18 protein-coding genes are annotated in these 22,596 nt (G+C 46.3%); 10 read left to right on the forward strand and 8 right to left on the reverse strand.

Annotated features, from left to right (window positions below; all coding sequences use genetic code 11):
• The first annotated feature begins 1 nt into the window (after position 1).
• The 5 genes from FD977_RS05945 (at position 2) to FD977_RS05965 (ending at position 3,998) form a co-directional block, all read left to right on the forward strand.
• Positions 2 to 562 carry an NUDIX hydrolase gene (locus tag FD977_RS05945; protein WP_215304192.1) on the forward strand — a complete coding sequence of 187 codons (561 nt, stop codon included), beginning with the start codon at positions 2 to 4 and terminating at the stop codon, positions 560 to 562.
• A gap of 13 nt (positions 563 to 575) precedes the next feature.
• On the forward strand, positions 576 to 1,313 hold the full coding sequence (gene aat / locus FD977_RS05950; protein WP_215304193.1) for a leucyl/phenylalanyl-tRNA--protein transferase: 738 nt from the start codon (positions 576 to 578) through the stop codon (positions 1,311 to 1,313).
• Positions 1,310 to 2,056, forward strand: a complete 747-nt coding sequence (locus tag FD977_RS05955; RefSeq protein ID WP_215304194.1) for an arginyltransferase — start codon at positions 1,310 to 1,312, stop codon at positions 2,054 to 2,056. Before aat ends, FD977_RS05955 begins: the two co-directional genes overlap by 4 nt.
• A 9-nt stretch (positions 2,057 to 2,065) precedes the next feature.
• Entirely contained in the window at positions 2,066 to 3,100 is a 1,035-nt protein-coding gene (locus FD977_RS05960; protein ID WP_215304195.1) for a quinone-dependent dihydroorotate dehydrogenase, read from the forward strand.
• A gap of 79 nt (positions 3,101 to 3,179) precedes the next feature.
• Positions 3,180 to 3,998, forward strand: coding sequence for an IclR family transcriptional regulator (locus FD977_RS05965; protein WP_215304196.1), 819 nt, complete (start codon positions 3,180 to 3,182; stop codon positions 3,996 to 3,998).
• A 28-nt stretch (positions 3,999 to 4,026) separates the two neighbouring features.
• Here the strand turns inward: FD977_RS05965 and FD977_RS05970 are convergent, their stop codons facing one another.
• Together FD977_RS05970 and FD977_RS05975 are read right to left on the reverse strand one after the other, a co-directional pair.
• Positions 4,027 to 5,067 (reverse strand): serine hydrolase, encoded by a 1,041-nt coding sequence (locus FD977_RS05970; RefSeq protein ID WP_215304197.1) that lies wholly within the window; start codon positions 5,065 to 5,067, stop codon positions 4,027 to 4,029.
• Positions 5,068 to 5,154: 87 nt separating this feature from the next.
• Positions 5,155 to 6,042 carry a DMT family transporter gene (locus FD977_RS05975; RefSeq protein WP_215304198.1) on the reverse strand — a complete coding sequence of 296 codons (888 nt, stop codon included), beginning with the start codon at positions 6,040 to 6,042 and terminating at the stop codon, positions 5,155 to 5,157.
• 192 nt (positions 6,043 to 6,234) lie between these two features.
• On the opposite strand from FD977_RS05975, the gene FD977_RS05980 reads away from it, so the two are divergent.
• Complete coding sequence (locus FD977_RS05980) at positions 6,235 to 6,801, forward strand: phasin family protein (RefSeq protein ID WP_371743125.1); 567 nt, start codon at positions 6,235 to 6,237, stop codon at positions 6,799 to 6,801.
• Between the two features lie 54 nt (positions 6,802 to 6,855).
• Here the strand turns inward: FD977_RS05980 and lpdA are convergent, their stop codons facing one another.
• From lpdA to aceE, 3 genes are read right to left on the reverse strand one after another with little or no spacing between them, the layout of a single operon-like run.
• The gene (gene lpdA / locus FD977_RS05985) at positions 6,856 to 8,649 is read right to left on the reverse strand and encodes a dihydrolipoyl dehydrogenase (RefSeq protein WP_215304199.1); all 1,794 of its coding nucleotides are present in this window, start codon (positions 8,647 to 8,649) and stop codon (positions 6,856 to 6,858) included.
• Between the two features lie 9 nt (positions 8,650 to 8,658).
• On the reverse strand, positions 8,659 to 9,969 hold the full coding sequence (gene aceF, locus FD977_RS05990) for a dihydrolipoyllysine-residue acetyltransferase (RefSeq protein WP_215304200.1): 1,311 nt from the start codon (positions 9,967 to 9,969) through the stop codon (positions 8,659 to 8,661).
• A gap of 15 nt (positions 9,970 to 9,984) precedes the next feature.
• Complete coding sequence (gene aceE, locus FD977_RS05995; RefSeq protein WP_215304201.1) at positions 9,985 to 12,681, reverse strand: pyruvate dehydrogenase (acetyl-transferring), homodimeric type; 2,697 nt, start codon at positions 12,679 to 12,681, stop codon at positions 9,985 to 9,987.
• 204 nt (positions 12,682 to 12,885) lie between these two features.
• Between aceE and FD977_RS06000 the strand changes: the two genes are divergently transcribed.
• From FD977_RS06000 to FD977_RS06015, 4 genes are all read left to right on the forward strand, one after another.
• Complete coding sequence (locus tag FD977_RS06000) at positions 12,886 to 15,375, forward strand: PAS domain-containing sensor histidine kinase (protein ID WP_215304202.1); 2,490 nt, start codon at positions 12,886 to 12,888, stop codon at positions 15,373 to 15,375.
• Between the two features lie 37 nt (positions 15,376 to 15,412).
• A complete protein-coding gene (locus tag FD977_RS06005; RefSeq protein WP_215304203.1) occupies positions 15,413 to 16,060 on the forward strand; it encodes a response regulator transcription factor in 648 nt (215 codons plus the stop codon).
• A gap of 5 nt (positions 16,061 to 16,065) precedes the next feature.
• On the forward strand, positions 16,066 to 16,923 hold the full coding sequence (gene folD, locus FD977_RS06010) for a bifunctional methylenetetrahydrofolate dehydrogenase/methenyltetrahydrofolate cyclohydrolase FolD (RefSeq protein ID WP_215304204.1): 858 nt from the start codon (positions 16,066 to 16,068) through the stop codon (positions 16,921 to 16,923).
• 72 nt (positions 16,924 to 16,995) lie between these two features.
• Positions 16,996 to 19,125: a M3 family metallopeptidase gene (locus FD977_RS06015; protein ID WP_215304205.1), complete on the forward strand. Its 2,130-nt coding sequence runs from the start codon at positions 16,996 to 16,998 to the stop codon at positions 19,123 to 19,125.
• A 37-nt stretch (positions 19,126 to 19,162) separates the two neighbouring features.
• On the opposite strand, the gene xth is transcribed toward FD977_RS06015, so the two are convergent.
• From xth to glnL, 3 genes are read right to left on the reverse strand one after another with little or no spacing between them, the layout of a single operon-like run.
• Entirely contained in the window at positions 19,163 to 20,008 is an 846-nt protein-coding gene (gene xth / locus FD977_RS06020) for an exodeoxyribonuclease III (protein ID WP_215304206.1), read from the reverse strand.
• Positions 20,001 to 21,455, reverse strand: coding sequence for a nitrogen regulation protein NR(I) (ntrC, locus tag FD977_RS06025; RefSeq protein WP_215304207.1), 1,455 nt, complete (start codon positions 21,453 to 21,455; stop codon positions 20,001 to 20,003). The genes xth and ntrC overlap by 8 nt, the downstream gene beginning before the upstream one ends.
• Positions 21,452 to 22,588 carry a nitrogen regulation protein NR(II) gene (glnL, locus tag FD977_RS06030; RefSeq protein ID WP_215304208.1) on the reverse strand — a complete coding sequence of 379 codons (1,137 nt, stop codon included), beginning with the start codon at positions 22,586 to 22,588 and terminating at the stop codon, positions 21,452 to 21,454. The genes ntrC and glnL overlap by 4 nt, the downstream gene beginning before the upstream one ends.
• Positions 22,589 to 22,596: the final 8 nt, after the last annotated feature.

Here is a 22,596-nt window from a genome sequence, read left to right on the forward strand (position 1 = left end):
CATGAAGTTTTGCTCGCACTGTGCAGCGCCTATCAGCATCAAGATTCCTGCGGATGATTCGCGGGAGCGCCATGTCTGTGACTCTTGTGGAAGTATCCATTATTTCAATCCACGTAATGTAGTTGGCAGCATTCCGGTCTTTGGCAAGCAAGTTTTACTGTGCCGTCGCGCCATAGAACCTCGCCATGGTTATTGGACTCTGCCTGCTGGATTCATGGAGCTTGGTGAAAGCACCAGTACTGGGGCAGCACGTGAAACACATGAAGAGGCTGGCGCTGTTGTTCAGATGGGCCCGCTCTACTCTCTTCTCAATGTCCCGCATGCCGAACAAGTACATCTTTTTTATCTAGCTTCGATGAATTCGCCAAACTTTCAGGCAGGTGAAGAGAGTCTAGAAGTTGCTCTATTTGATGAGCAGGATATCCCATGGGATGACATTGCCTTTCCAACGGTAAAGCAAACTCTAGAATGGTTCTTTGCTGATCGTGCTGCTGGAGTATTTGATTCTGGTAATGAATTTAGTGTTCGCAGCAGGGACATTCTGCCAACCGAAAAAATCTAAGCGTCACAAACTCATGAGCAACATCAACTGGCTGGGTTCTCAGGATGAATTTCCCAATCCAATTCATCATCCAGATCCCGACCCGAGCGTTCCCGGTTTAATTGCAGTCAGTGAGCGAATATATCCAGGACAGTTAGCTCGCGCATATCAAATGGGAATCTTTCCCTGGTACTCCGATAATCAACCAGTGTTGTGGTGGTCACCCAATCCCCGGATGGTATTAAAGCCCGATCACTTTAAATGCCATGACTCGTTGAAAAAATCCATTCGTCATTTTTTATCTGACCCTCGTAAAGAAATCTGGGTTGATGAAGACTTTAGTGCTGTGGTCCGCTCCTGTGCAACTGCGAACCGCAAGGATCAGGATGGCACTTGGATTACCCATGAAATCATGGATGCTTACACCAAGCTTCATGAAGAGGGTCATGCTCATAGTATTGCCATCATGGAAGATGGTCGCTTGGTAGGCGGTCTCTATTGCGTCTCATTTGGCGGGATGGTTTTTGGTGAATCGATGTTTAGCCATCAAACGGATGCCTCAAAAATTGCTTTAGCTGCTCTTGCTGCCTGGTGCGAGCAAAATCAAGTGGGGATGATCGATTGTCAGCAAGAGACCGCTCACCTTAATTCTTTAGGGGCTGCACCAATTTCTCGCAATGAATTTTTAGCGCATCTGCAAGTTGCTTTAAATCAAACTAATATAGAGATTCCTTGGAAATTTGATAAACAGATTCTTGGTCACTGGTTATGACTCAACTAAAAGAGCTTCCTCTTACTGAATTGCAGTTTTATGCAACTGCACCCTATCCCTGTAGCTATCTACCAGGAAAGACTGCACGCTCGCAAGTCGCAACTCCCTCCCATTTAATACACGCTGATTTGTATGGTGAGCTAGTCAATGCGGGATTTCGTCGCAGTGGTTTATACACTTATCGACCTTATTGCGATGAATGCAATGCCTGTACTGCCACGCGCATTCCAGTGAAGCATTTCTCACCTAACCGTAGTCAAAAACGCAGCTGGAAAAAACATGTGGGACTGGATATTCTCGTTCTCAATCTAGGCTATCAAGAAGAACACTATCAACTCTATCAACGTTATCAACATGAACGTCATGCTGGTGGGGATGTAGATCAAGACGATCAAGATCAGTACATGCAGTTTTTATTGCAAAGCCGTGTTAACTCCAGAATTGTTGAGTTTCGGGATGGCCCACATGATTCACACCCAGGGCGTCTGCGCATGGTCAGTATGATCGATATCTTAGATCAAGGAATCTCTTCGGTTTATACCTTCTTTGATACCAGCAATGGCTCTGCAAGCTACGGAAGCTTCAGCATCTTGTGGCAAATTCAGCAGGCTCTGGAGTTAGACCTTCCTTATCTCTACCTTGGTTACTACATTGAGCAAAGCGAAAAAATGTCCTATAAGGCGAAGTTTCAGCCTATCGAGGGCTTGATCGACGATCACTGGCAGCCCATCATTGGGCCATAATATCCATTCATGATTGATAGCTACCCTCTTCTGCGTTCCTGGCTTTTTTCTTTAGATCCAGAGCAAGCCCACAACCTCACCATGAGCAATCTAGATCGTGCTGAGCGCTGGGGTTTATTGCGCCACTTGATCGATCAACCCGCCCTAGATCCACGAACATTGTGCGGCATTACTTTTCCAAATCCAGTGGGGCTTGCTGCTGGCCTCGATAAAGATGGTAGGCATATTGATGCGCTGGGGACCCTAGGCTTTGGCTTTTTAGAAATTGGTACTGTTACCCCAAAACCGCAACCCGGCAACCCAAAACCTCGGATGTTTCGTTTGCCACAAGCCCAGGCTCTCATTAATCGCATGGGCTTTAATAATGATGGTGTTGATACTTGCGTAAAGCGTGTACGCAATTCCGCTTATTGGCAGAATGGCGGTATTGTTGGTCTCAATATCGGCAAGAATGCGAGCACCCCCATCGAAGATGCTGCAAGCGATTACGTAACGGCCATGGAAGCAGTCTATGAGGTGGCCTCGTACATCACTGTCAATATCTCATCGCCTAATACCCAGAATTTACGCGCTCTCCAAGGTGAAGATATGCTGCGCTCTTTATTGCAATCGCTGCATATTGCGCGTGAAGCTTTGAGTGATCGATTCGGTGTACGTAAACCCCTCTTTTTAAAAATCGCACCAGACCTTGAGCAAAACGATATCAAACTCATTGCTGATCTCTTGGTGGAATTTAAGATTGATGCCATCATTGCTACCAATACAACGATTGCCCGAGATGCTGTCCAAGAGCTTGAATTCGGCAAAGAAGCTGGTGGCCTCTCTGGGGCGCCTGTGCGTCAGGTCTCTACCGAAGTAGTCAGAAGCCTAAAAGAGTATTTAGGCGATGCCATTCCGATTGTTGGCGTTGGCGGCATTATGACTGGTAAGGATGCCAAAGAAAAGCTTGCTGCTGGTGCCAGCCTAGTTCAAATTTATAGTGGCTTGATCTATCGTGGGCCTAAATTAATCTCTGAGTGCGCTGCTGCCCTAAAGGGCCATTAGGCCCCAAAAAACACTTTTTTAGAATTGCGATGGTATTTCATATTGTGCAATTTGAGTAAAAATCGCTACAATTGACAGCATGGCATTGAATAGATCAGAAAAAGTTACAAAATCACCAGGCGAAGCTGGCAAAACAGCGATTCAGGTGGTGGAACGCATGATGAACCTGCTCGATGCCCTTGCATCCCACGAAGAGTCCAGTAGCCTTAAAAACCTTGCAGAAGAGACTGATTTACACCCCTCCACAGCTCACCGCATTCTCAATGACTTGGTAGCCTGCCGCTTGGTGGAGCGTGGCGATGGTGGTACATACCGCCTTGGTCTGAAGCTACTTGAGCTGGGCAACCTCGTCAAAGCCCGTTTATCGGTCCGTGAGGCAGCACAAGCGCCCATGCGGGCATTGCACAAGCTTACCGGAGAAACTATCAACCTTTCTGTTCGCCAAGGTGATGAGATTGTCTATATTGACCGCGCCTATAGCGAACGATCTGGCATGCAAGTGGTTCGGGCTATTGGTGGTCGCGCACCGCTACACCTAACATCAGTTGGCAAACTATTTCTGGCAAGCGATGATCCAAGCCAAGTTCGTGCTTATGTCACACGCACCGGTTTAGCTGGCCACACCAAAAACAGCATTACCGAATTGGGAAAATTAGATTCAGAACTCAATCAAGTTCGCAAGTTAGGCCATGCGAGTGACAATGAGGAGCTAGAGTTGGGTGTCAGTTGCGTAGCAGCCGAAATTTATGATGACAGTGGTAAGTTGGTTGCAGGACTCTCATTAAGCTCACCTACCGATCGTATTCAGACGGAGTGGCTCAAGCTTCTGCAAGATACTGCACTGCAAATTTCTAAGGGGATGGGTTACAAACCCAAAATCAGCGACCCTCATTCTTAAAACTCAAGCCTGCTTAGGAATGCAATTCCTACATCAAGCGACGAATTGCCTGAGGTTCACCCATTGGCATACGTTCATACCAATCGCGCACTCTCACAGCATCGGCAAAACGCGATTGCGTTCCAACAGAATCCAAGAAAACCAGTAGCAATGGTGTGTTGTTCACACGGGCCTGCATCACTAAGCACTTGCCTGCTGCGTTAATAAATCCTGTTTTTTGCAAGCCGATATTCATATCACCTGCACGTACCAAGCGATTGGTATTGAGAAACTTCTGTGGTCGCTTGCCAATCATCATCGTCAAATCTGGCCAGGTAGAAAACTCACGAATCATTTTGTATTGATAAGCAACACTCAACATACGTGCCAGGTCTTCTGCGGAAGCAACGTTTTCACTTAAAAGGCCAGTAGGATCAGCAAAATGAGAATGTGTCATCCCGATCTCTTTTGCTTTCCGGTTCATGGCATCAATAAATGCAGAAATGCCACCTGGGTAGTTTCGTCCAAGCGTGTAGGCTGCGCGATTCTCAGAGGACATTAGCGCTAACAAGAGCGCCTCCTCTCTCGTCAATACCGTTCCCCCAGCAAGACGGGACGTGCGATATATATTGACGTCATCGGCATTGATGACAATGGTTTCATCTAGAGGCAATTTGGAGTCAAGTACAACCATTGCAGTCATCAGCTTAGTAATGGAAGCGATCGGCAAACTGACCGAGGAGTTCTTTTCAAAATACACTTCCTTAGTATCTTGATTAACGACCATGGCCACGCTGGACTTCAAGCTCAAATCGTCGTTTTGACCTCGTAAACCCAGCGCCGTTGCAAATGAAGGTCTTGCTGGGATAACAGACTCGACTGAACGAGTAACAGTAGTCCTCACTGTTTTTGGTTTTTTAGATGATTTAACTAGCTTTTTAGACTCTGATTTTGCAGGTGCCTTTGCTGCTGATTTGGTGGACTTTGCAGTTTGGGAATCTGAGTTAGCAGCGATTACCAGAGAGGAGCTAGCAACTCCAAACGAGATAAGGCAGATGTGGACAAGGGGCCAAAAACGATTCAAACACATCCCAAATTGCCTTCCAAAACTTTTAACATACGGAATGATAAATAACTTTTACTTCTCGGCTGCAGTTTTTTTACCATTAGAGGTAGCTTATTCTGCAATCGTAGCAACAGCGCCTGTTTGACCTCGATTAACTAGAACAACTCCAGTCATCGTGAGCAATAAACCACCTGCCATCATAAAGGTAAAGGGTTCGCCGAATAAGAACCATGCCATCGCCGCAGTGGTGGGTGGCGTTAAATACAGGAGACTCGTTACCTTAGTTGCAGCCCCCTTACGAATCATCATAAAGAGCAAGCTGATGGAGCCTATCGAGAGCGGGAAAATCGCCCACAGCAATGCTCCAATGACTGGGGCATTCCAGACCATGACAGCAGACTCAAAGTAATACATACAAACAAAGCAAAGTATGGCGGATACGCCAAACTGAATCGATGAGCCTGCCCGTAAGTCAAAGACTGGACAGAATTTCTTTTGATAGAGAGTGCCAAACGTAATTGAGAGTAAGGCAGCAAAAGCCAATACGTAACTCAATGGAGGAATGTAGGTGAAGACAATTTTTTCAGCTACAACCAGAGCTACCCCAGCAAATCCGAAACCCAAACCAATCCACTGGCGTCCCGTAACTTTTTCAGATACCCAGGCAGCGAACCAAGCGGTCAGAATGGGCTGCAAGCCCACGATGATTGCTACCAGACCTGCAGTCATCCCCAGGCGGACTGCGAACCAAACCCCTAATAGATAGCCGAACTGGAGCAATATGCCAGCAACCGCTATGTGCTTGAATTGAGACCAACTTGGCCAGCTGATTCTCCAGACAAGGCTTAGGCATGCCATAGCCATTAGTACCCCTGAGAAACGCCAAAACAGGAAGGTGGCGGGTTCAACATAAGGCATGGCTAAGCGTGCAATAACAAAGCCCGTACTCCAAATCAATACAAATAAGGGGGCAATTAGGCTGTCAAGCTTGAATCTCATGGATAACTTATTGAAAGTGTGGGATTTTTAATTAAGCTATGATTTTAGGCCTATTTCTTAAGCCTCTGTCCAGATCTTGGGGCACTGCAATATAAACATTAAATACTACTCAATGCAGCCTAAATGAATTGACATTGTGCAGATATAGCTCATAGTAAGCAAAGCCATGAAATCATGAAGAAAGGTATTGATATGAAATTAACGCCCGAACAAATAGCTGCAGCACAAAAAGCGAACCTAGAAACTTTAAGCGGGCTAACCAATCAAGCACTACAGAGCATAGAGAAATTAATTGAGCTTAATATGCATATCGCCAAGCAAAGCCTAAGTGAAAGCATGAGTAGTGCCAAGAAAGCACTTGAAGTCAAAGATATTCAACAACTCCTTGCCCATCAGGCGGAAGCAGTCCAACCTATGGCTGAGAAAATTATGGCCTATAGCCGCCATCTTTATGAATTAGCGCATGAGACTCAAGCAAGTTTTACTAAGTCTGCTGAAAAAGAATTTCAAGCGGGCCAGAGAAAAATGAATGCCTTAGTAGAAGACTGGACTAAGGCTGCGCCAGCGGGCTCAGATGCTGCAGTACATGCTATGAAACATGCAATCACTTCTGCTGCTAATGTATTTGAAACTAGCCAGAAGGCAGTGAAGCATGCTGTAGAAGTTGCGCAAACAAATATGAACCATGCTGCTAGCGCAGTTGAAACGAAGGTGCAATCAGGCAATAAAACGGTGAGTAAAAAAAACAATAAGAAATAATGACTATGTAATGACTACATCACTCTTATTGAAAAGATGTACAAAGAGGATTATTTAATGCGTCTTCTTCTTTACTGGTGGTAGATCAGTGCAGTGACCAAGAGCAGTCTCTGCAGCTAAGCCAACAGATTCACCTAGGGTTGGATGTGGATGAATCGTTTTGCCAATATCTACAGCATCAGCACCCATCTCTATGGCAAGACAGACTTCGCCAATTAAATCGCCCGCATGCGTACCAACGATACCGCCACCAATAATACGTTTGCTAGTAGCATCAAAAATCAGCTTGGTAAAGCCTTCATCACGACCATTGGCAATCGCCCTTCCGCTAGCTGCCCATGGAAATAAACCTTTTTCGTAGGCAATCCCTTGAGCTTTACACTGCTCTTCGGTCAAACCAGCCCAAGCCACCTCTGGGTCAGTGTATGCCACCGATGGAATTTGCTTGGCGTCAAAGTAGGACTTTTCACCCGCAGCGACTTCAGCGGCAACGTGGCCCTCATGTACTGCTTTGTGCGCAAGCATGGGTTGGCCAACGATGTCGCCAATCGCAAAGATGTTGTTCACATTAGTGCGCATTTGATTGTCGACAGGAACGAAGCCACGCTCATCTACAACAACACCTGCAGCCGATGCATCAATCTTCTTGCCATTCGGTGTGCGTCCAACTGCAACCAATACTAAGTCGTAAGTCTGCGACTCTGAGGGAGCGCCCTCACCTTCAAAGCTCACCGAAATACCGTCAGCCTTGACTTCAGCTTTAGATGCTCGGGTTTTCAACATGATCTTTTCGAAACGGCCGGCATTAAACTTCTCCCAGACCTTTTCTAAATCACGATCTGCGCCCGCCATGAGGCCATCCATCATTTCAGCAATATCAATACGGGAGCCTAGGGTGCTGTAAACAGTAGCCATCTCTAAACCAATAATGCCGCCACCGATGACCAACATGCGCTTTGGAATACTCTTGAGTAATAAGGCGCCAGTGCTATCTACGATACGAGAATCTTCTGGCAAAAATGGTAATTTTACTGGCTGACTTCCCGCTGCAATAATCGCTTTCTGAAAGCGAATCACTTCTTTTTGCCCTGTTAAGTCTTGGCCATCACCCTTTGTTAACTCCACTTCTACGTGATTTGCATCTAAGAATCGGCCTAATCCACGCACTACACTAACCTTACGGGCTTTTGCCATGCCGGCCAAACCACCTGTTAACTTAGCAATAACTGAATTTTTGTAGCCGCGTAATTGATCAATTTCAATCTTGGGAGCGCCATAGCTAATGCCATGCTTGGACATCGTTTTCACTTCATCCATCACTGCAGTTGTATGAAGTAAGGCTTTCGATGGAATACAACCCACGTTTAAGCAAACACCGCCTAAAGTTGGATAGCGCTCTATCAAAATAGTGCTCATACCCAAGTCCGCACTTCGGAATGCAGCGCTATAGCCGCCTGGACCTGCACCTAAGACGAGCAATTCGCACTCATGATCTACTTTGCCGCTGTATTGACCGGCAATAGGAGCACTGATGACAGGCGCTGCTACAGGAGCAGGGGTTGAGACTGCTGAGGCTGCAGGCGCAGAAGCTTGAGGTGTAGCTGTTGCCACCCCCACTTCAATCTCCGCTACGACACTACCTTTACCAACCTTATCGCCAGCTTTGACTGAAATACTCAAAACAGTTCCAGCTGCATCGGCTGGAATTTCCATCGTTGCTTTGTCAGACTCTAGAACGAGCAGTGGCTGCTCCTTTTCGATGACATCACCCACTTTGATGAGCACTTCAATCACTGGCACATCTGAATAATCACCAATATCCGGCACGAGAATAATTTGCTTAGCCATATCTTTTCCTTATAGCGCCGCGCGACGGAAGTCGGACATCAGCTGAGCGATGTAGACGTTGAAACGCGTTGCCAAAGCACCATCAATTACACGATGGTCGGCACTGAGTGACAATGGACAAATTAAGCGTGGCACAAATTGCTTACCATCCCACACTGGCTTCATAGCAGCCTTGCTGACACCCAAGATGGCTACCTCAGGAGCGTTCACGATGGGTGAGAAATAGGTACCGCCAATGCCTCCCAAGGAGGAGATAGTGAAACTAGCACCCTGCATTTGCTCGGGCTTCAGTTTTCCGTCTCGCGCTAGCGCGGCTAACTCTGAGGTTTCACGAGCAAGCTCAAAAATACCTTTTTTATCTGCATCACGAATCACTGGCACCACTAAACCATTTGGCGTATCAGCGGCAAAAGCGATATTGAAATACTTCTTCAACACCAAGTCATCGCCATCAATAGAGCTATTGAACTCAGGAAATTTTTTGAGCGCAGCTACAGCAGCTTTCATCATGAACGCCAGCATGGTGATTTTGAGGCCCTGCTTTTCGTTCTCTTTGTTGGTCAGCACTCTAAATGCCTCGAGCTCAGTAATATCCGCATCCTCGTGATATGTCACGGCAGGAATCATGACCCAGTTACGACCCAGATTAGCGGCGGTCAGCTTCTTAATACGATTGAGTGGCTGACGCTCAGTCTCACCAAATTTAGAAAAATCGACTTTTGGCCAAGGAATTAGATTGAGGCCGCCCAAGCTTCCGCCAGATGCAGTTGATGTGCTGCCAGCTCCACCACTCATTGCAGTCTTTACAAAAGCCTGCACGTCTTCTTGGGTGACTCTGCCTTTAGGGCCGGAGCCTTTAACTTGATGAACCGTAACACCGAGTTCACGCGCAAATTTACGGACTGAAGGACTTGCGTGACTAGCTGTTGGATCCATTTCAACCGGGGTATTACTAATAGGAGATGGAACTGGTGCACGCACAATTGGTGGCTCTACTTTTGGAGCCGGTGCCACAGCAGGTTCGGTTTTTGCTACTGCGGGAGCAGCAGTTTGTGTGGCAGCTGGAGCTACAGTTGCGCCACTCTCCTCAAGCACCAGAACAATGGCGCCCTCTGAAATAGAGTCACCCACCTTAACCTTGACCTCTTTCACAAGACCGGAGTGCGATGAGGGAACGTCCATGGTTGCCTTGTCCGACTCCAGAACAACAATAGATTGCTCTTTCTCAATACGATCACCGGCTTTTACCAATACCTCAATGACGGGCACATCTTTGTAATCCCCAATATCTGGGACTTTAATATCAATTAGTTGGCTCATAGTATCTGTCTCTTATCAAACCGTCATTGGATTTGGCTTGGTGGTGTCGATGCCGTACTTCTGAATTGCTTCGGCTAACTTTTGGCGATCCAACTGGCCAGCATCCACCAAAGAGCGCAAGGCTGTGATAACGACCCAGCGACGATCTACTTCAAAGAAATCACGTAATTTTTCACGAGTATCGGAACGTCCAAAACCGTCTGTTCCCAATACCTCGAAGCGACGACCCATATGCTGGATAGCTGGGCGAATTTGCTCAGCAAACAAACGGACATAGTCAGTTGCAGCGATGATCGGGCCCACAGTATCTTTGAGGCACTGCTCTACATGAGATAAAGCAGGTACTGCAGTTGGATTTAGAAGATTATTACGATGGACTGTATTCCAGTTACGACCTAACTCAGTAAAGCTTGGGCAGCCCCACAAATCAGAAGCAACACCCCAATCTTTATGTAGGATTTCAGCGGCTTCAATAACTTCACGGAAAATAGTTCCCGAACCTAAAAGCTGTACATGCAATTTCGCGTTAGCATCGCCAACCGACTTGAGTTTGTACATACCTTTAATGATGTCTTGCTCTGCACCTTTTGGCATGGCTGGATGAGCGTAGTTCTCATTCATCAGAGTGATGTAGTAGTACACATCTTCTTGTTCAGCCAGCATACGGCGCATACCATCTTGAATTACTACAGCTACTTCAAATGAGAATGAAGGGTCGTAGCTAATACAGTTTGGAATTGAAGCGCTCCATACTTGGCTGTGTCCATCTTCATGCTGAAGGCCTTCACCATTCAAAGTCGTTCTACCGGCAGTACCGCCCAGTAAAAATCCACGGCTACGCATATCACCAGCAGCCCAACAGAGGTCACCAATCCGCTGGAAACCAAACATGGAATAGAAGATATAAAAAGGCAGCATCGGTACGCCGTGCGTTGAGTATGAAGTGGCAGCAGCGATCCAGTCGCACATACCACCCGCTTCATTAATACCTTCTTGCAAAATCTGACCAGTCTTGTCCTCTTTATAGAACATCAGTTGATCATGATCTTCTGGGGTGTAAAGCTGGCCTAGCTGATTCCAGATACCTAATTGACGGAACATACCTTCCATGCCAAAGGTGCGTGACTCATCCGGAACAATTGGAACAACTCGTTTACCCAACACCTTGTCGCGCACAATCGTATTGAGTATGCGAACAAAGGCCATCGTGGTAGAAATCTCACGGCCATCGGTAGTTGCCTCTAGTAATGGTGCGAATACCTCAAGCGCTGGAACCGGCAGGCTCTCGGCCTTCATGCGACGCTGTGGCAAATAGCCGCCCAACTCTTGACGGCGAGCTTTCATATACTCAAGCTCTGGGCTTCCTTCCGCAAATTTCACTAAAGGCATTTCTTCTAGTTGCTCATCTTTTACGGGGATCTCAAAACGATCGCGGAAACGACGTACATCATCTGCATTCATCTTCTTCGCTTGGTGGGCAATATTCATTGCCTCACCCGAGGCACCCATACCGTAACCTTTAATGGTGTGAGCCAAAATAACGGTTGGCTGATCCTTATGATTTACGGCTGAATGAAATGCTGCAAATACTTTATGGGGATCATGACCACCGCGATTGAGTTGCCAAATCTCGTCATCACTCCAGTCACTGACCAATGCCTTTAGCTCGGGTGTATTGAAAACGATTTCGCGCACGTAGGCACCACTCTTGGCTTTCATAGTCTGGTATTCACCATCGACAATCTGACCAAGACGCTGCATCAAGATACCTTTTTTATCGCGAGCAAACAAAGCATCCCAATGACCGCCCCAAACCACCTTGATTACATTCCAACCGGCGCCGCGGAACTCACCTTCGAGCTCTTGAATAATCTTACCGTTACCACGTACAGGCCCATCAAGACGTTGAAGGTTGCAGTTCACTACAAAAATCAGGTTATCTAATTTTTCACGGCCGGCCATACCAATAGCACCGAGTGATTCCGGTTCATCAGTTTCACCATCGCCGAGGAAGGCCCAAACCTTTCTACCTTCCGCTTGAATGAATCCTCGATCCTGCATGTAGCGCATAAAGCGCGCTTGATAAATAGCCATGATTGGGCCAAGACCCATCGACACTGTAGGGAACTGCCAAAAATCCGGCATCAACCAAGGGTGCGGATAACTAGAGATGCCTTTGCCACCCACTTCTTGACGGAAGTTATTCAGCTGCTCATCAGACAAGCGACCGAGCATGTAAGCTCGGGCGTACACACCGGGGGCAGAATGTCCTTGAACAAATATGAGATCGCCACCATGCTCTGGAGATGGGGCATGCCAGAAATGGTTAAAGCCGACGTCATATAGAGTGGCCGCCGACTGGAAAGAAGAAATATGACCACCAACGTTGGTATCTTTATTAGCACGCAAGACCATAGCCATTGCGTTCCAACGCGTGTAGGAACGGATGCGGTGCTCAACATTTTGATCGCCTGGTAGACGTGCTTGCTGCTCCACAGGGATTGTGTTGATGTATGGAGTTTCAGCATGAAAGGGTTGATTCACCCCATTCACTCGGGCATGAGAAATTTGCTGATCAATAAGATAGGCAGCACGCTCTGGACCCTCATTCCGAATAACACCATCAAGGGCCTGTAACCACTCTTGGGTTTCGCCTGGATCAGCATCTTGTTTTCCTGCGCTACCCAAAATTTGTTCTGGAACCGCTGCCATAAATTGCCTCCATTTGTTACATCGTTTTTATTGATTCACTTTATAGGCAATATTCTAGGAAGGTCTATGGGTGTAAACAAGCAATTTCCCACATAATGATAGTATTTCTCACTATGTGGGATATTGTTGCATCGCACTCAAATCAGCTAAAAAAGTACAGTAAAGCAAGAAAAGCCTATCCATAGGGCAAAATAAGCGGATTACATGAAAAAAATAGTATTTTCAATAAGGCAACTACAGCCTGTGAAGTGGATCCGTCGAATACGGGGGTTTAAGCTTGTCTATACGCCATTAATAGCCATTGTGCTGTTCACTGTTGTTATGGGTGTCATTATGGGCACCCTACAACTACAAGAAAAAAGTCAGCAAGAAGCCGCTCTTTTTAGAGAACTCTCTTTTGCGAAGCAACGTATCCAATTGCGCTTTGCAAACAATACCGATGTACTTCAGTCGCTTGGACGTGAATATATAAGTAGTGGTGAGTCGGTTAAGTCAAGAGAAAACCTCTTCATACAGGCTGAAAATTTATTACAAAGTAATCATGAAATTGCACAAATCGTTTGGATTGATAAAGCAGGACAACGACAGTGGAGAGTTCCGCTAAATAACTTAAGAACAGTCTGGCTTAATAAAGATGTTAACGCTGAGACTGTCAATCAAGGTTTAAGAAAAACACTTGAGCTCAGTACAGCAACGAGCCGACCAGCTTTTAGTCAATTCATGACGCTCGAAGTTCCTAGCGATGAAGTCATCTCAAGAGAAATCCGTAACGTATTTTGGCAAACAGTTCCCCAGATTTCTGGTAATGAAATTAATGGCATGGTAGCTGTTCTTTACACCACACAAGGCTTGCTTGAAATTATTCCTGGCGAGCTCAAGAGCCAGTATCGCTTCACATTAATTACAGACGATGACAGAGTCCTAGCGATCTCGTCCGATAAAAATACACCAAAGCGTGCATTTAGCAATCAAACAAGTTTGGATATTGGAGTGCTTAGCCCAAATCTCAGCCTACGCATCGATACCTACCCGCCTGCCACGAATTTAACTTTTAGAATGTTGATAGGCGTGGTGCTGGGTTTGAGTGCGTTTGTGATTTGGAGCTTATGGTCCGTTCTCAAACAGATGCAGGTTAGGCAAGAGGCAGAAGCAAATCTTCGAGCAGAAACTAATTTCCGTAGTGCAATGGAAAATTCCACTCCAGTAGGTATCCGTGCGCACGATATGAATAGAGTAATTACTTATGTGAATCCCGCATTTTGTGAGATGACTGGGTGGTCTGCAGAAGAACTCATCGGACAAAGCCCCCCTTTTGCCTTCTGGCCCGAAGGTCAGAAAAATGAGCTGACTGACAAAATGAATAAGGCCCTCAAAATAGCAATGAGCGAAGAGAGGACCATTGGGATTGAAGGCTCAATTCTTCACAGGGATGGATCAGTTATTCAGACGCGCACATTTATTGCACCCCTTGTAAACGAAAAGAGTCAGCAAACTGGCTGGGTAACTTCATTAATTGATATCTCCGAACCTAAGAAAATTCGAGAAGAGTTGGCAGCCTCACAAGAGCGATTTGTTGCGGTATTAGAAGGGCTTGATGCTGCAGTTTCAGTAGTATCAAATGAGAACGGTGAACTATTATTTACAAATCGCTTCTATCGTGAACGCTTTGGTAATACTGCCAAGGGCCACTTTGAATTAACTGGTAGCGATAAGACGTCCGAGGGTATTTCAGCCCAATCACCATATCAGGAAACTGCATCAGAAGAAATTCAATTGCTAGATGAGGCAACGGGAATCTCAAAATGGTATGAAGTTCGCAGACGGAATGTCCCATGGGTAGATGGTCACTTGGCACAATTATTAATTGCCACAGATATTACGCTGCGCGTCGAAGCTGATGACTTGGCTCGACAACAAGAAGAGCGGATGCAATTTACCAGCCGCTTAACAACCATGGGCGAAATGGCCTCTTCTTTAGCCCACGAATTAAATCAACCGCTGGCTGCAATTTCAAACTACTGCATGGGTGTGGCAAAGCGCTTACAGGGTCAACTTGATCCTGCCTTGCAAAAAGATATTCTTCCGGCGCTAGAGAAGGCATCTGATCAGGCTCATCGCGCTGGCACGATCATTCAACGTATTAAGGGCTTTGTAAAACGTAGTGAACCTCAAAGGAAGTCCTGTGACATTGCTGAAATTATTCATGATGCCGTTGGATTGGTAGAAATTGACGCCCATCGCCATCGCTTGAGTATCAACACTGAAATCGCTGAAAATCTTCCCCAAGTCGACTTAGATCCAGTCTTAATTCTGCAGGTCTTGGTCAATCTCCTGAAAAACTCATTAGATAGTCTGAGAGAGGTTTACCCCCTTTCCTCACGCTGGTCGGCCCCCCCTGTAAGGATTTCAGCAGATTTAGACACCAGCGCCTTCCCCGCCATGTTGCGCATCCAGGTGCGGGACGCGGGCGGCGGAATCGCAAAATCAGTGATTGAGCGCATGTTTGAGCCCTTTTTTAGCACCAAAAGCGATGGTATGGGCATGGGTCTGAATATCTGTCGATCCGTCATTGAGTCCCATCAGGGTCGTCTTTGGGCAACCAATCTGATGGATGCCGAACATACGAAGTTGTCGGGCTGCACCTTTACAATACTATTACCCTTAGAGTCCCCGGGTTCTAGCGATAGTATTTAATTTATGCAATTTTTTAGGTTTATCTTCGAGAGCTAATATGAATATCAGTGCTGCCACCAAACCCAATCAAGCCGAAGTAGTTTATGTTGTAGATGATGATGAGGCAGTTCGCGACTCCCTTACCTGGCTACTCGAAAGCAATGGTTATGTTGTTCGCTGTCATGCAAGTGCTGAGCGTTTCTTGCAGTCACTTCAAAGCACTGATAAGTCAACCATCTCTTGCGCTATTCTGGATGTCCGCATGTCCGGTATGTCTGGCCTAGAACTACAAGAGCGCCTCATTAGTGAAAACCTGCCCATGCCAGTTGCCTTTATTACCGGTCACGGCGATGTATCGATGGCAGTTTCGACGATGAAGCGCGGTGCGGTGGACTTTATCGAAAAACCATTCAAAGAAAACGATCTCTGCGGCTTAGTAGATCGCATGCTTGGAAAAGCGCGAATTGATTACTCCCAAGCAAGTCAGCGCAAGGTCACCCAAAGCCTCTTGAGCAAACTCACTGGGCGTGAACGCCAAGTACTCGAGCGCATCGTAGCCGGTCGCTTAAACAAACAAATCGCAGATGATCTAAGTATCTCAATCAAAACTGTAGAGGCTCATCGCGCTAATATTATGGAAAAGCTCAACGTAAATACCGTTGCAGATCTTCTGCGTCTTGCCCTTTCTGACCCACAACCCAACTAATTTTTATGCCTGCACAGTTACTCGATGGCATCGCGCTATCAAAAAAATTACGTACTGAAATTGCTGCACGTGGCGCTATCGTTACCGCCAAGGGCGTTAGACCAGGTTTAGCAGTCATCGTTGTTGGCGAAAATCCTGCTAGCCAGGTTTATGTCAGGAATAAAGTAAAAGCCTGCGAAGATGTTGGTTTCCACTCTGTGCTTGAGCGCTACTCCGTAGAATTAGGCGAAGAGGAATTGCTAGCTCGTATTGCTACTCTCAATGCTGATCCAGTCATCCACGGCATCTTGGTCCAACTACCGCTTCCTGAGCACATTGCGGCTGAACGCGTACTTGAGGCAATCGCACCAGAAAAAGATGTGGATGGTTTTCACGTAGCCAATGCTGGCGCCCTCATGGTAGGCCAGCCAGAATTCAAGCCCTGTACTCCTTATGGCTGTATGAAAATTCTGGAAAGCATTGAATACCCCATCCGCGGTGCACGTGCGGTGATCGTTGGCGCCTCTAATATTGTTGGCAAACCGATGGCTATGCTCTTGCTACAGGCAGGTGCAACAGTCACTATTTGCAATAGCAAGACCCGTGACTTGGCGCATCACACTAAAGATGCTGATATTTTGGTAGTGGCGACTGGCAAGCCGAAAATGATTACCGGTGATATGGTCAAAAATGGTGCCGTAGTCATTGACGTGGGCATTAATCGCATGCCCGATGGGAAACTCTGTGGCGACGTTGATTTTGATGCTGTTCAATATGTTGCTGGTTGGATCACACCTGTGCCAGGTGGCGTAGGCCCCATGACTATCACCATGCTTCTGATGAATACCTTAGAGGCAGCAGAAAAAGCGGCCAAGCCGTCTTAATAGGTGGGTTCGCTTGAGACCTTTTTTAGGGCCTAATTAGCAAAAGTTTCTGTCGTCCATTAAGCTATGGGGATGACTACATCAATCACATCAAAGCCTTCTACCGAACTTCTAAAAAATCCACTGATTGCATTCGGAAGAGGTATTTGCGCCTACTCTGAGGTAAAGCCATCCGACATTGCGCCGGCAATCGATTTCCTTTTGCAGCGGGCGCAATATGCAGTGGATCATGCAGTAGACGCAAGCACCCCTGCAAACTGGAATGATTTGCTCGAACCCCTTGAGGACGCAACTGAATCCCTAAGTCGCTCATGGGGTGTTGTTTCTCACTTAAATAGCGTCGGAGATACGCCTGAGCTACGCGCTGCTTATGGCGAGATGATGCCCAAGGTGACCGCCTTCTTTTCAAGCTTGGGACAAAATCTTGCACTGTATGAAAAGTTTAAAGCCCTGAGTCAAGATAGTAACTTTTCGAAACTCAATTCTGCACAGAAAAAAGTGATTGAAAACTCATTAAGAGAGTTCCGCCTTGGTGGTTCAGAGCTGAGTGATGCCGATAAGCCCCGTTTTGCAGCAATTCAAGATGAGCAAGCATTATTAGGCAAGGCCTTTTCCGATCATGTATTAGATGCCACTGATGGATTTATTCATCTCATTACTGATGATGCCAATTTGGCTGGCTTACCTGAAGATGCTATTGCTGCTGCAGCCGATCTTGCCCAGCAAAAGAATCTTCAGGGTTGGGCATTTTCATTGCACTTCCCTTCTTATTACCCGGTAATGCAGTACTCCGAGAACCGGGCACTACGTCGCCAAATGTATGAGGCCTACGTAACTCGAGCTTCTGAACTAGCCCCGCAATACTCTCAAGGCAAACTTGATTGGGATAATACGCAAAACATGCTTGAGCAATTAAATCTACGCGATGAAGAAGCGCGCATGCTGGGGTTTAAAAACTATGCCGCCCTGAGTTTGGCGCCTAAAATGGCAAGTACCGTTGAGGAAGTCGATACCTTCTTAACGAATTTTGCTCAAAAAGCAAAACCTTTTGCATTAAAGGATTGGCAAGAACTTTCTGACTTTGCCAAGACTGAACTATCTATTGCCAATGGATTAGAGCCTTGGGATGTTGCCTACGCCTCCGAAAGATTGAAGCAAGAGCGCTACTCCTTTTCTGAAAATGAGTTGAAACAATACTTCCCTTTACCTAAAGTGTTGGAGGGCCTATTTAGCGTCATTCAAACTTTATTTGGGGTGAAGATTGAAAAGGCTAATCTGCCAACTTGGCATGCAGATGTGCAGTCCTTCTCAGTCAAAAATACTGCAAATAATATAGTGGCCTATTTTTACTTAGACCCCTATGCTAGATCAGGCAAACGTGGCGGAGCTTGGATGGATGATGCGCGCGGTCGCCTTGAATTATCTAATGGAGAGATCCAGATACCAGTAGCGTATCTGGTCTGTAACTTTGCACCTCCGGTCAAAGTCAATGGTGTATTGCGCCAACCGACAATCACTCATGATGATGTGATCACACTCTTTCATGAAAGTGGTCATGGCCTACACCACCTCTTAACGCAAGTCAGCGCATTAGGCGTATCTGGCATCAATGGTGTTGAATGGGATGCCGTAGAGTTACCAAGCCAGTTCATGGAAAACTTCTGCTGGGAATGGGAGGTTTTAGAAAAAATGACAGCACATGCTGAAACTGGCAAACCACTGCCGCGTGAATTATTTGAAAAAATACTGGCTGCTAAGAATTTTCAGAATGGCTATATGACTTTGCGACAGGTTGTAATGTCACTGACTGATTGGCGTCTTCATGCCAGCTTTGATCCGAAAAACTCCCAAGCTCAAGATGTGCTCGATCTGTCTAGAAATATTGCAGATCAATTTAATGTCATACCGCAGGCATCCATCTCACGCTGGATAAATACCTTTAGTCATATTTTTGCTGGGGGCTATGCTGCTGGTTATTACAGTTATAAATGGGCGGAAGTACTCTCTGCTGATGTCTATTCTGCTTTTGAAGAAGCTGCCAAACTGACCGGCAGCGTCCTTGATGAAAAAACGGGTATACGCTATCGCCAAGAAATTCTGGAGGTGGGTGGTAGCCGCCCTGCTGCCGAATCATTTAAGGCATTCAGAGGTCGCGAGCCCAGCATCGATGCCTTACTTCGTCACGGCGGCTTAGTGACTTAGTTAGTAACTTAGTTAGTGACTCAGTAAAGATAAGGATCTAAGCTTTAATTTCTGCAATGACGGGGGCATGATCCGAAGGCTGCTCCCAAGTACGAGGCTCTTTATCGATAATGCTTGAGTTGCACTTTTCTTTTAGCGCATCACTTAGAAGAATATGGTCGATACGCATACCAGCGTTTCTTCGGAAGCCCATCATGCGGTAATCCCACCAGCTAAAAGATTTGGGCGCTTGCTCAAACATGCGGAAAGAATCTGTCAAGCCTAATTCCAGTAGTTGTTGGAAAGCTTTACGTTCTTCTGGAGAAACTAGGTTTTGCCCGATCCATTTCGAGGGATCATGTACGTCAATATCACTGGGTGCAATATTGAAGTCACCCAAAAGGGCTAAGCGACTATTCTGAGTTAATTCCTCTCTTAACCAATTTTCTAGCGCTTTGAGCCAGCCTAGTTTATAAATAAACTTAACGCTATCGGGTGATTGCCCATTAGGGAAATAGGCTGATACCAGGCGGATAGGCTGCATTCCCTTAAAGCACACTGTGGCAGCTAAGATGCGCTGTTGTTCATCTACATGAGCCGGAATATTTCTCACTGGCTTTAGAAAAGTAGTGTCATGATCAGTAGCAATAGGCGCTAAGGCAGCTTTGCGAGCAATAATAGCCACACCGTTATAGGTTTTTTGCCCAGCAGCAATGCTGATATATCCCGCCTCTTCAAGCTCTTGATGCGGGTACTTATCATCAGTTAACTTGAGCTCCTGAAGGCAAAGCGCATCAATAGGTGTTTTTGCTCGCTCTTGATCCTGCAACCACTTGAGCACCTGCGGTAAACGCACCTTCAAGGAGTTCACATTCCAGGCAGCTATTCTGATTGAATCAGTCATTAATTCCTAGCTCCTGCAATTTCCGAGTAATGGTATTACGACCGATGCCCAGTCGTTGAGCTGCTTCTACACGTCTGCCACGAGTTACCTCTAGTGCAGCTTGCAGTACCGCCTTTTCAAATTTAGAGCACAACACGTCATACACTTCTGAATCTCCATCCTGCAACATTTTGACTGCAAGGCGCGCTAAACCACCCTCCCAATCGACAGAGCTAGTTCTAGCTGCAAGCTGCTGCACATTAGAGCTAGACTCGCCCTGTAGCGGAACTGGCTGCTCACTGGCTTCTGCCAGAATATCAGCTGGCAAATCACTGACTCCAATGACATTGGATGGCGTCATTACCGTCAACCAGTGACAGAGATTTTCTAATTGACGTACATTGCCAGGAAATGGCATAGCACTTATTTCTTTTAAAACGTCGTCAGAAAGATTTTTAGCTTCAACACCTAAAGACTTTGCACAGGACAACATAAAATGCCGCGCTAAAACAGGAATATCCTCTGCGCGCTCACGTAATGCTGGCATGCGCAAACGAATGACATTTAAGCGGTGTAATAAATCTTCTCGGAAAACGCCAGCAGCTACTCTGGCCTCTAAGTTTTGGTGAGTCGATGCAATGATGCGTACATTTGCTTTAATCGGATCTTGACCGCCAACACGATAAAAATGACCATCAGTTAGCGCGCGCAACAAACGTGTTTGTAGGTCGAATGGAATATCGCCAATCTCATCTAAGAATAAAGTGCCGCCATCCGCCTGCTCAAAACGACCACGACGTAAAGTCAAGGCTCCAGGAAAAGCACCGCGCTCGTGGCCAAACAACTCAGACTCCAATAAATCCTTGGGAACTGCTGCAGCACTAAAGGAAACAAATGGACCTTTCGCGCGGGGACTATGCTTATGCAACGCTTGCGCTACTAACTCTTTACCAGTACCAGATTCACCTGTAATTAATACTGTTGAATGAGACTGAGCTAGACGTCCGATCGCCCTAAAGACTTCCTGCACTGCCGGAGCTTGGCCAATCATTTCAGTGGAATCTTGTCTCCAACCATTCATCTCTTTATTGCCAGATTGGTTGCGCTCACTCTGCTCCATAGCACGACGAATTAACTCAACCGCTTTATCAATATCAAATGGCTTTGTTAGATATTCAAATGCGCCACCTTGAAAGGACGAGACTGCGGAGTCTAAATCAGAATAAGCAGTCATGATGATGACCGGCAACAGTGGATGGGTTTCTTTTACATTCTGCAAAAGATCTAAACCATTGCCACGTGGCATACGAATATCTGATATCAATACCTGCGGAGCATCTTTTTCTAGCGCATCCAGTACATCATTAGGATTAGAAAAACTCTTATGAGGAATATTTTCGCGAGAAAGCGCCTTTTCTAAGACCCAACGAATAGATTGATCATCATCCACGATCCAAACGGGTTTCATAATACTTTCTCCTGCCTACGGTAAGGAATTTGAATCTGGAAATCAGTCCGTCCAGGACGGCTGTTACAAGCAATAAAACCTTGATGTTGCTGCACAAAAGTTTGGGCCAAGGTGAGACCAAGACCACTGCCACCATCTCTACCGGATACCAGGGGAAAGAAAATGCGCTCGCGAATATCTTCTGGGATACCAGGTCCGTTATCAATCACATGTAAATCCATTGCCATCTTGTAGCGTTGTTTAGAAATAGTCACTGACCGCGCTACTCTTGTCTTCAATTCAATTTGGGCTGTGCCTTGAGCAATTTCTGCAGTAAGCGCTTGGGCTGCATTGTGGGCAATATTTAAGACGGCTTGAATCAACTGTTCGCGATCACCCAAAACATCAGGAAGACTGGTGTCATAGTTACGAATGATTCTGAGCCCTTTAGGAAACTCAGCTAATACAAGGCTGCGAACTCGCTCTAGCGCTTCGTGAACATTAAATGACTCCATAGCATGCGCTTTGCGATGCGGTGCAAGCAATCGATCAACTAAGTTCTGTAGACGATCAGATTCTTTAATGATGACTTGGGTATATTCGCGCAAGCCCTTTTCTGGCAGCTCGAACTCGAGCAATTGGGCAGCACCACGAATACCACCCAAAGGATTTTTGATTTCATGCGCTAAGTTACGCATTAACTGTTTATTTGCTTCAACTTGCTGTGTTACACGCTCATCACGCTCACTACGCAACTGCTGATCTATTGGGAACCACTCCATCATGATGAGTGTTGGGTCTTCAAGGCTAGCTACCACCACATGTGCAGGAATAGATTCTTGATGAATGCTACCAGGCAAAGAATGCAACATCATTTCCTGTCGTTTTGCAGAAAAGTGCCCCGCCTTGACTTCTTCAATCATGTGATTGAGGGCTTCATTGGATCCAAATAATTCACGCACAGATTGACCCTCAAGTGATTTACGAGAAAGATCCAACGCAGACTCTGCCGCCGGATTCACATAAACCAATTGTTGGTTATCAGCCTCAAATACCACGACGGCATTGGGCATCTGATCAAGCAATGTCGGAAAAAAAGGAGCAGCCGAAGCTGCCCCTTTGAACGAATTGCGCAACAGACCTGCGCTCAACATTTCTCCTT

This window comes from Polynucleobacter sp. AP-Elch-400A-B2, from assembly GCF_018688355.1.
Classification (GTDB): Bacteria; Pseudomonadota; Gammaproteobacteria; order Burkholderiales; family Burkholderiaceae; genus Polynucleobacter.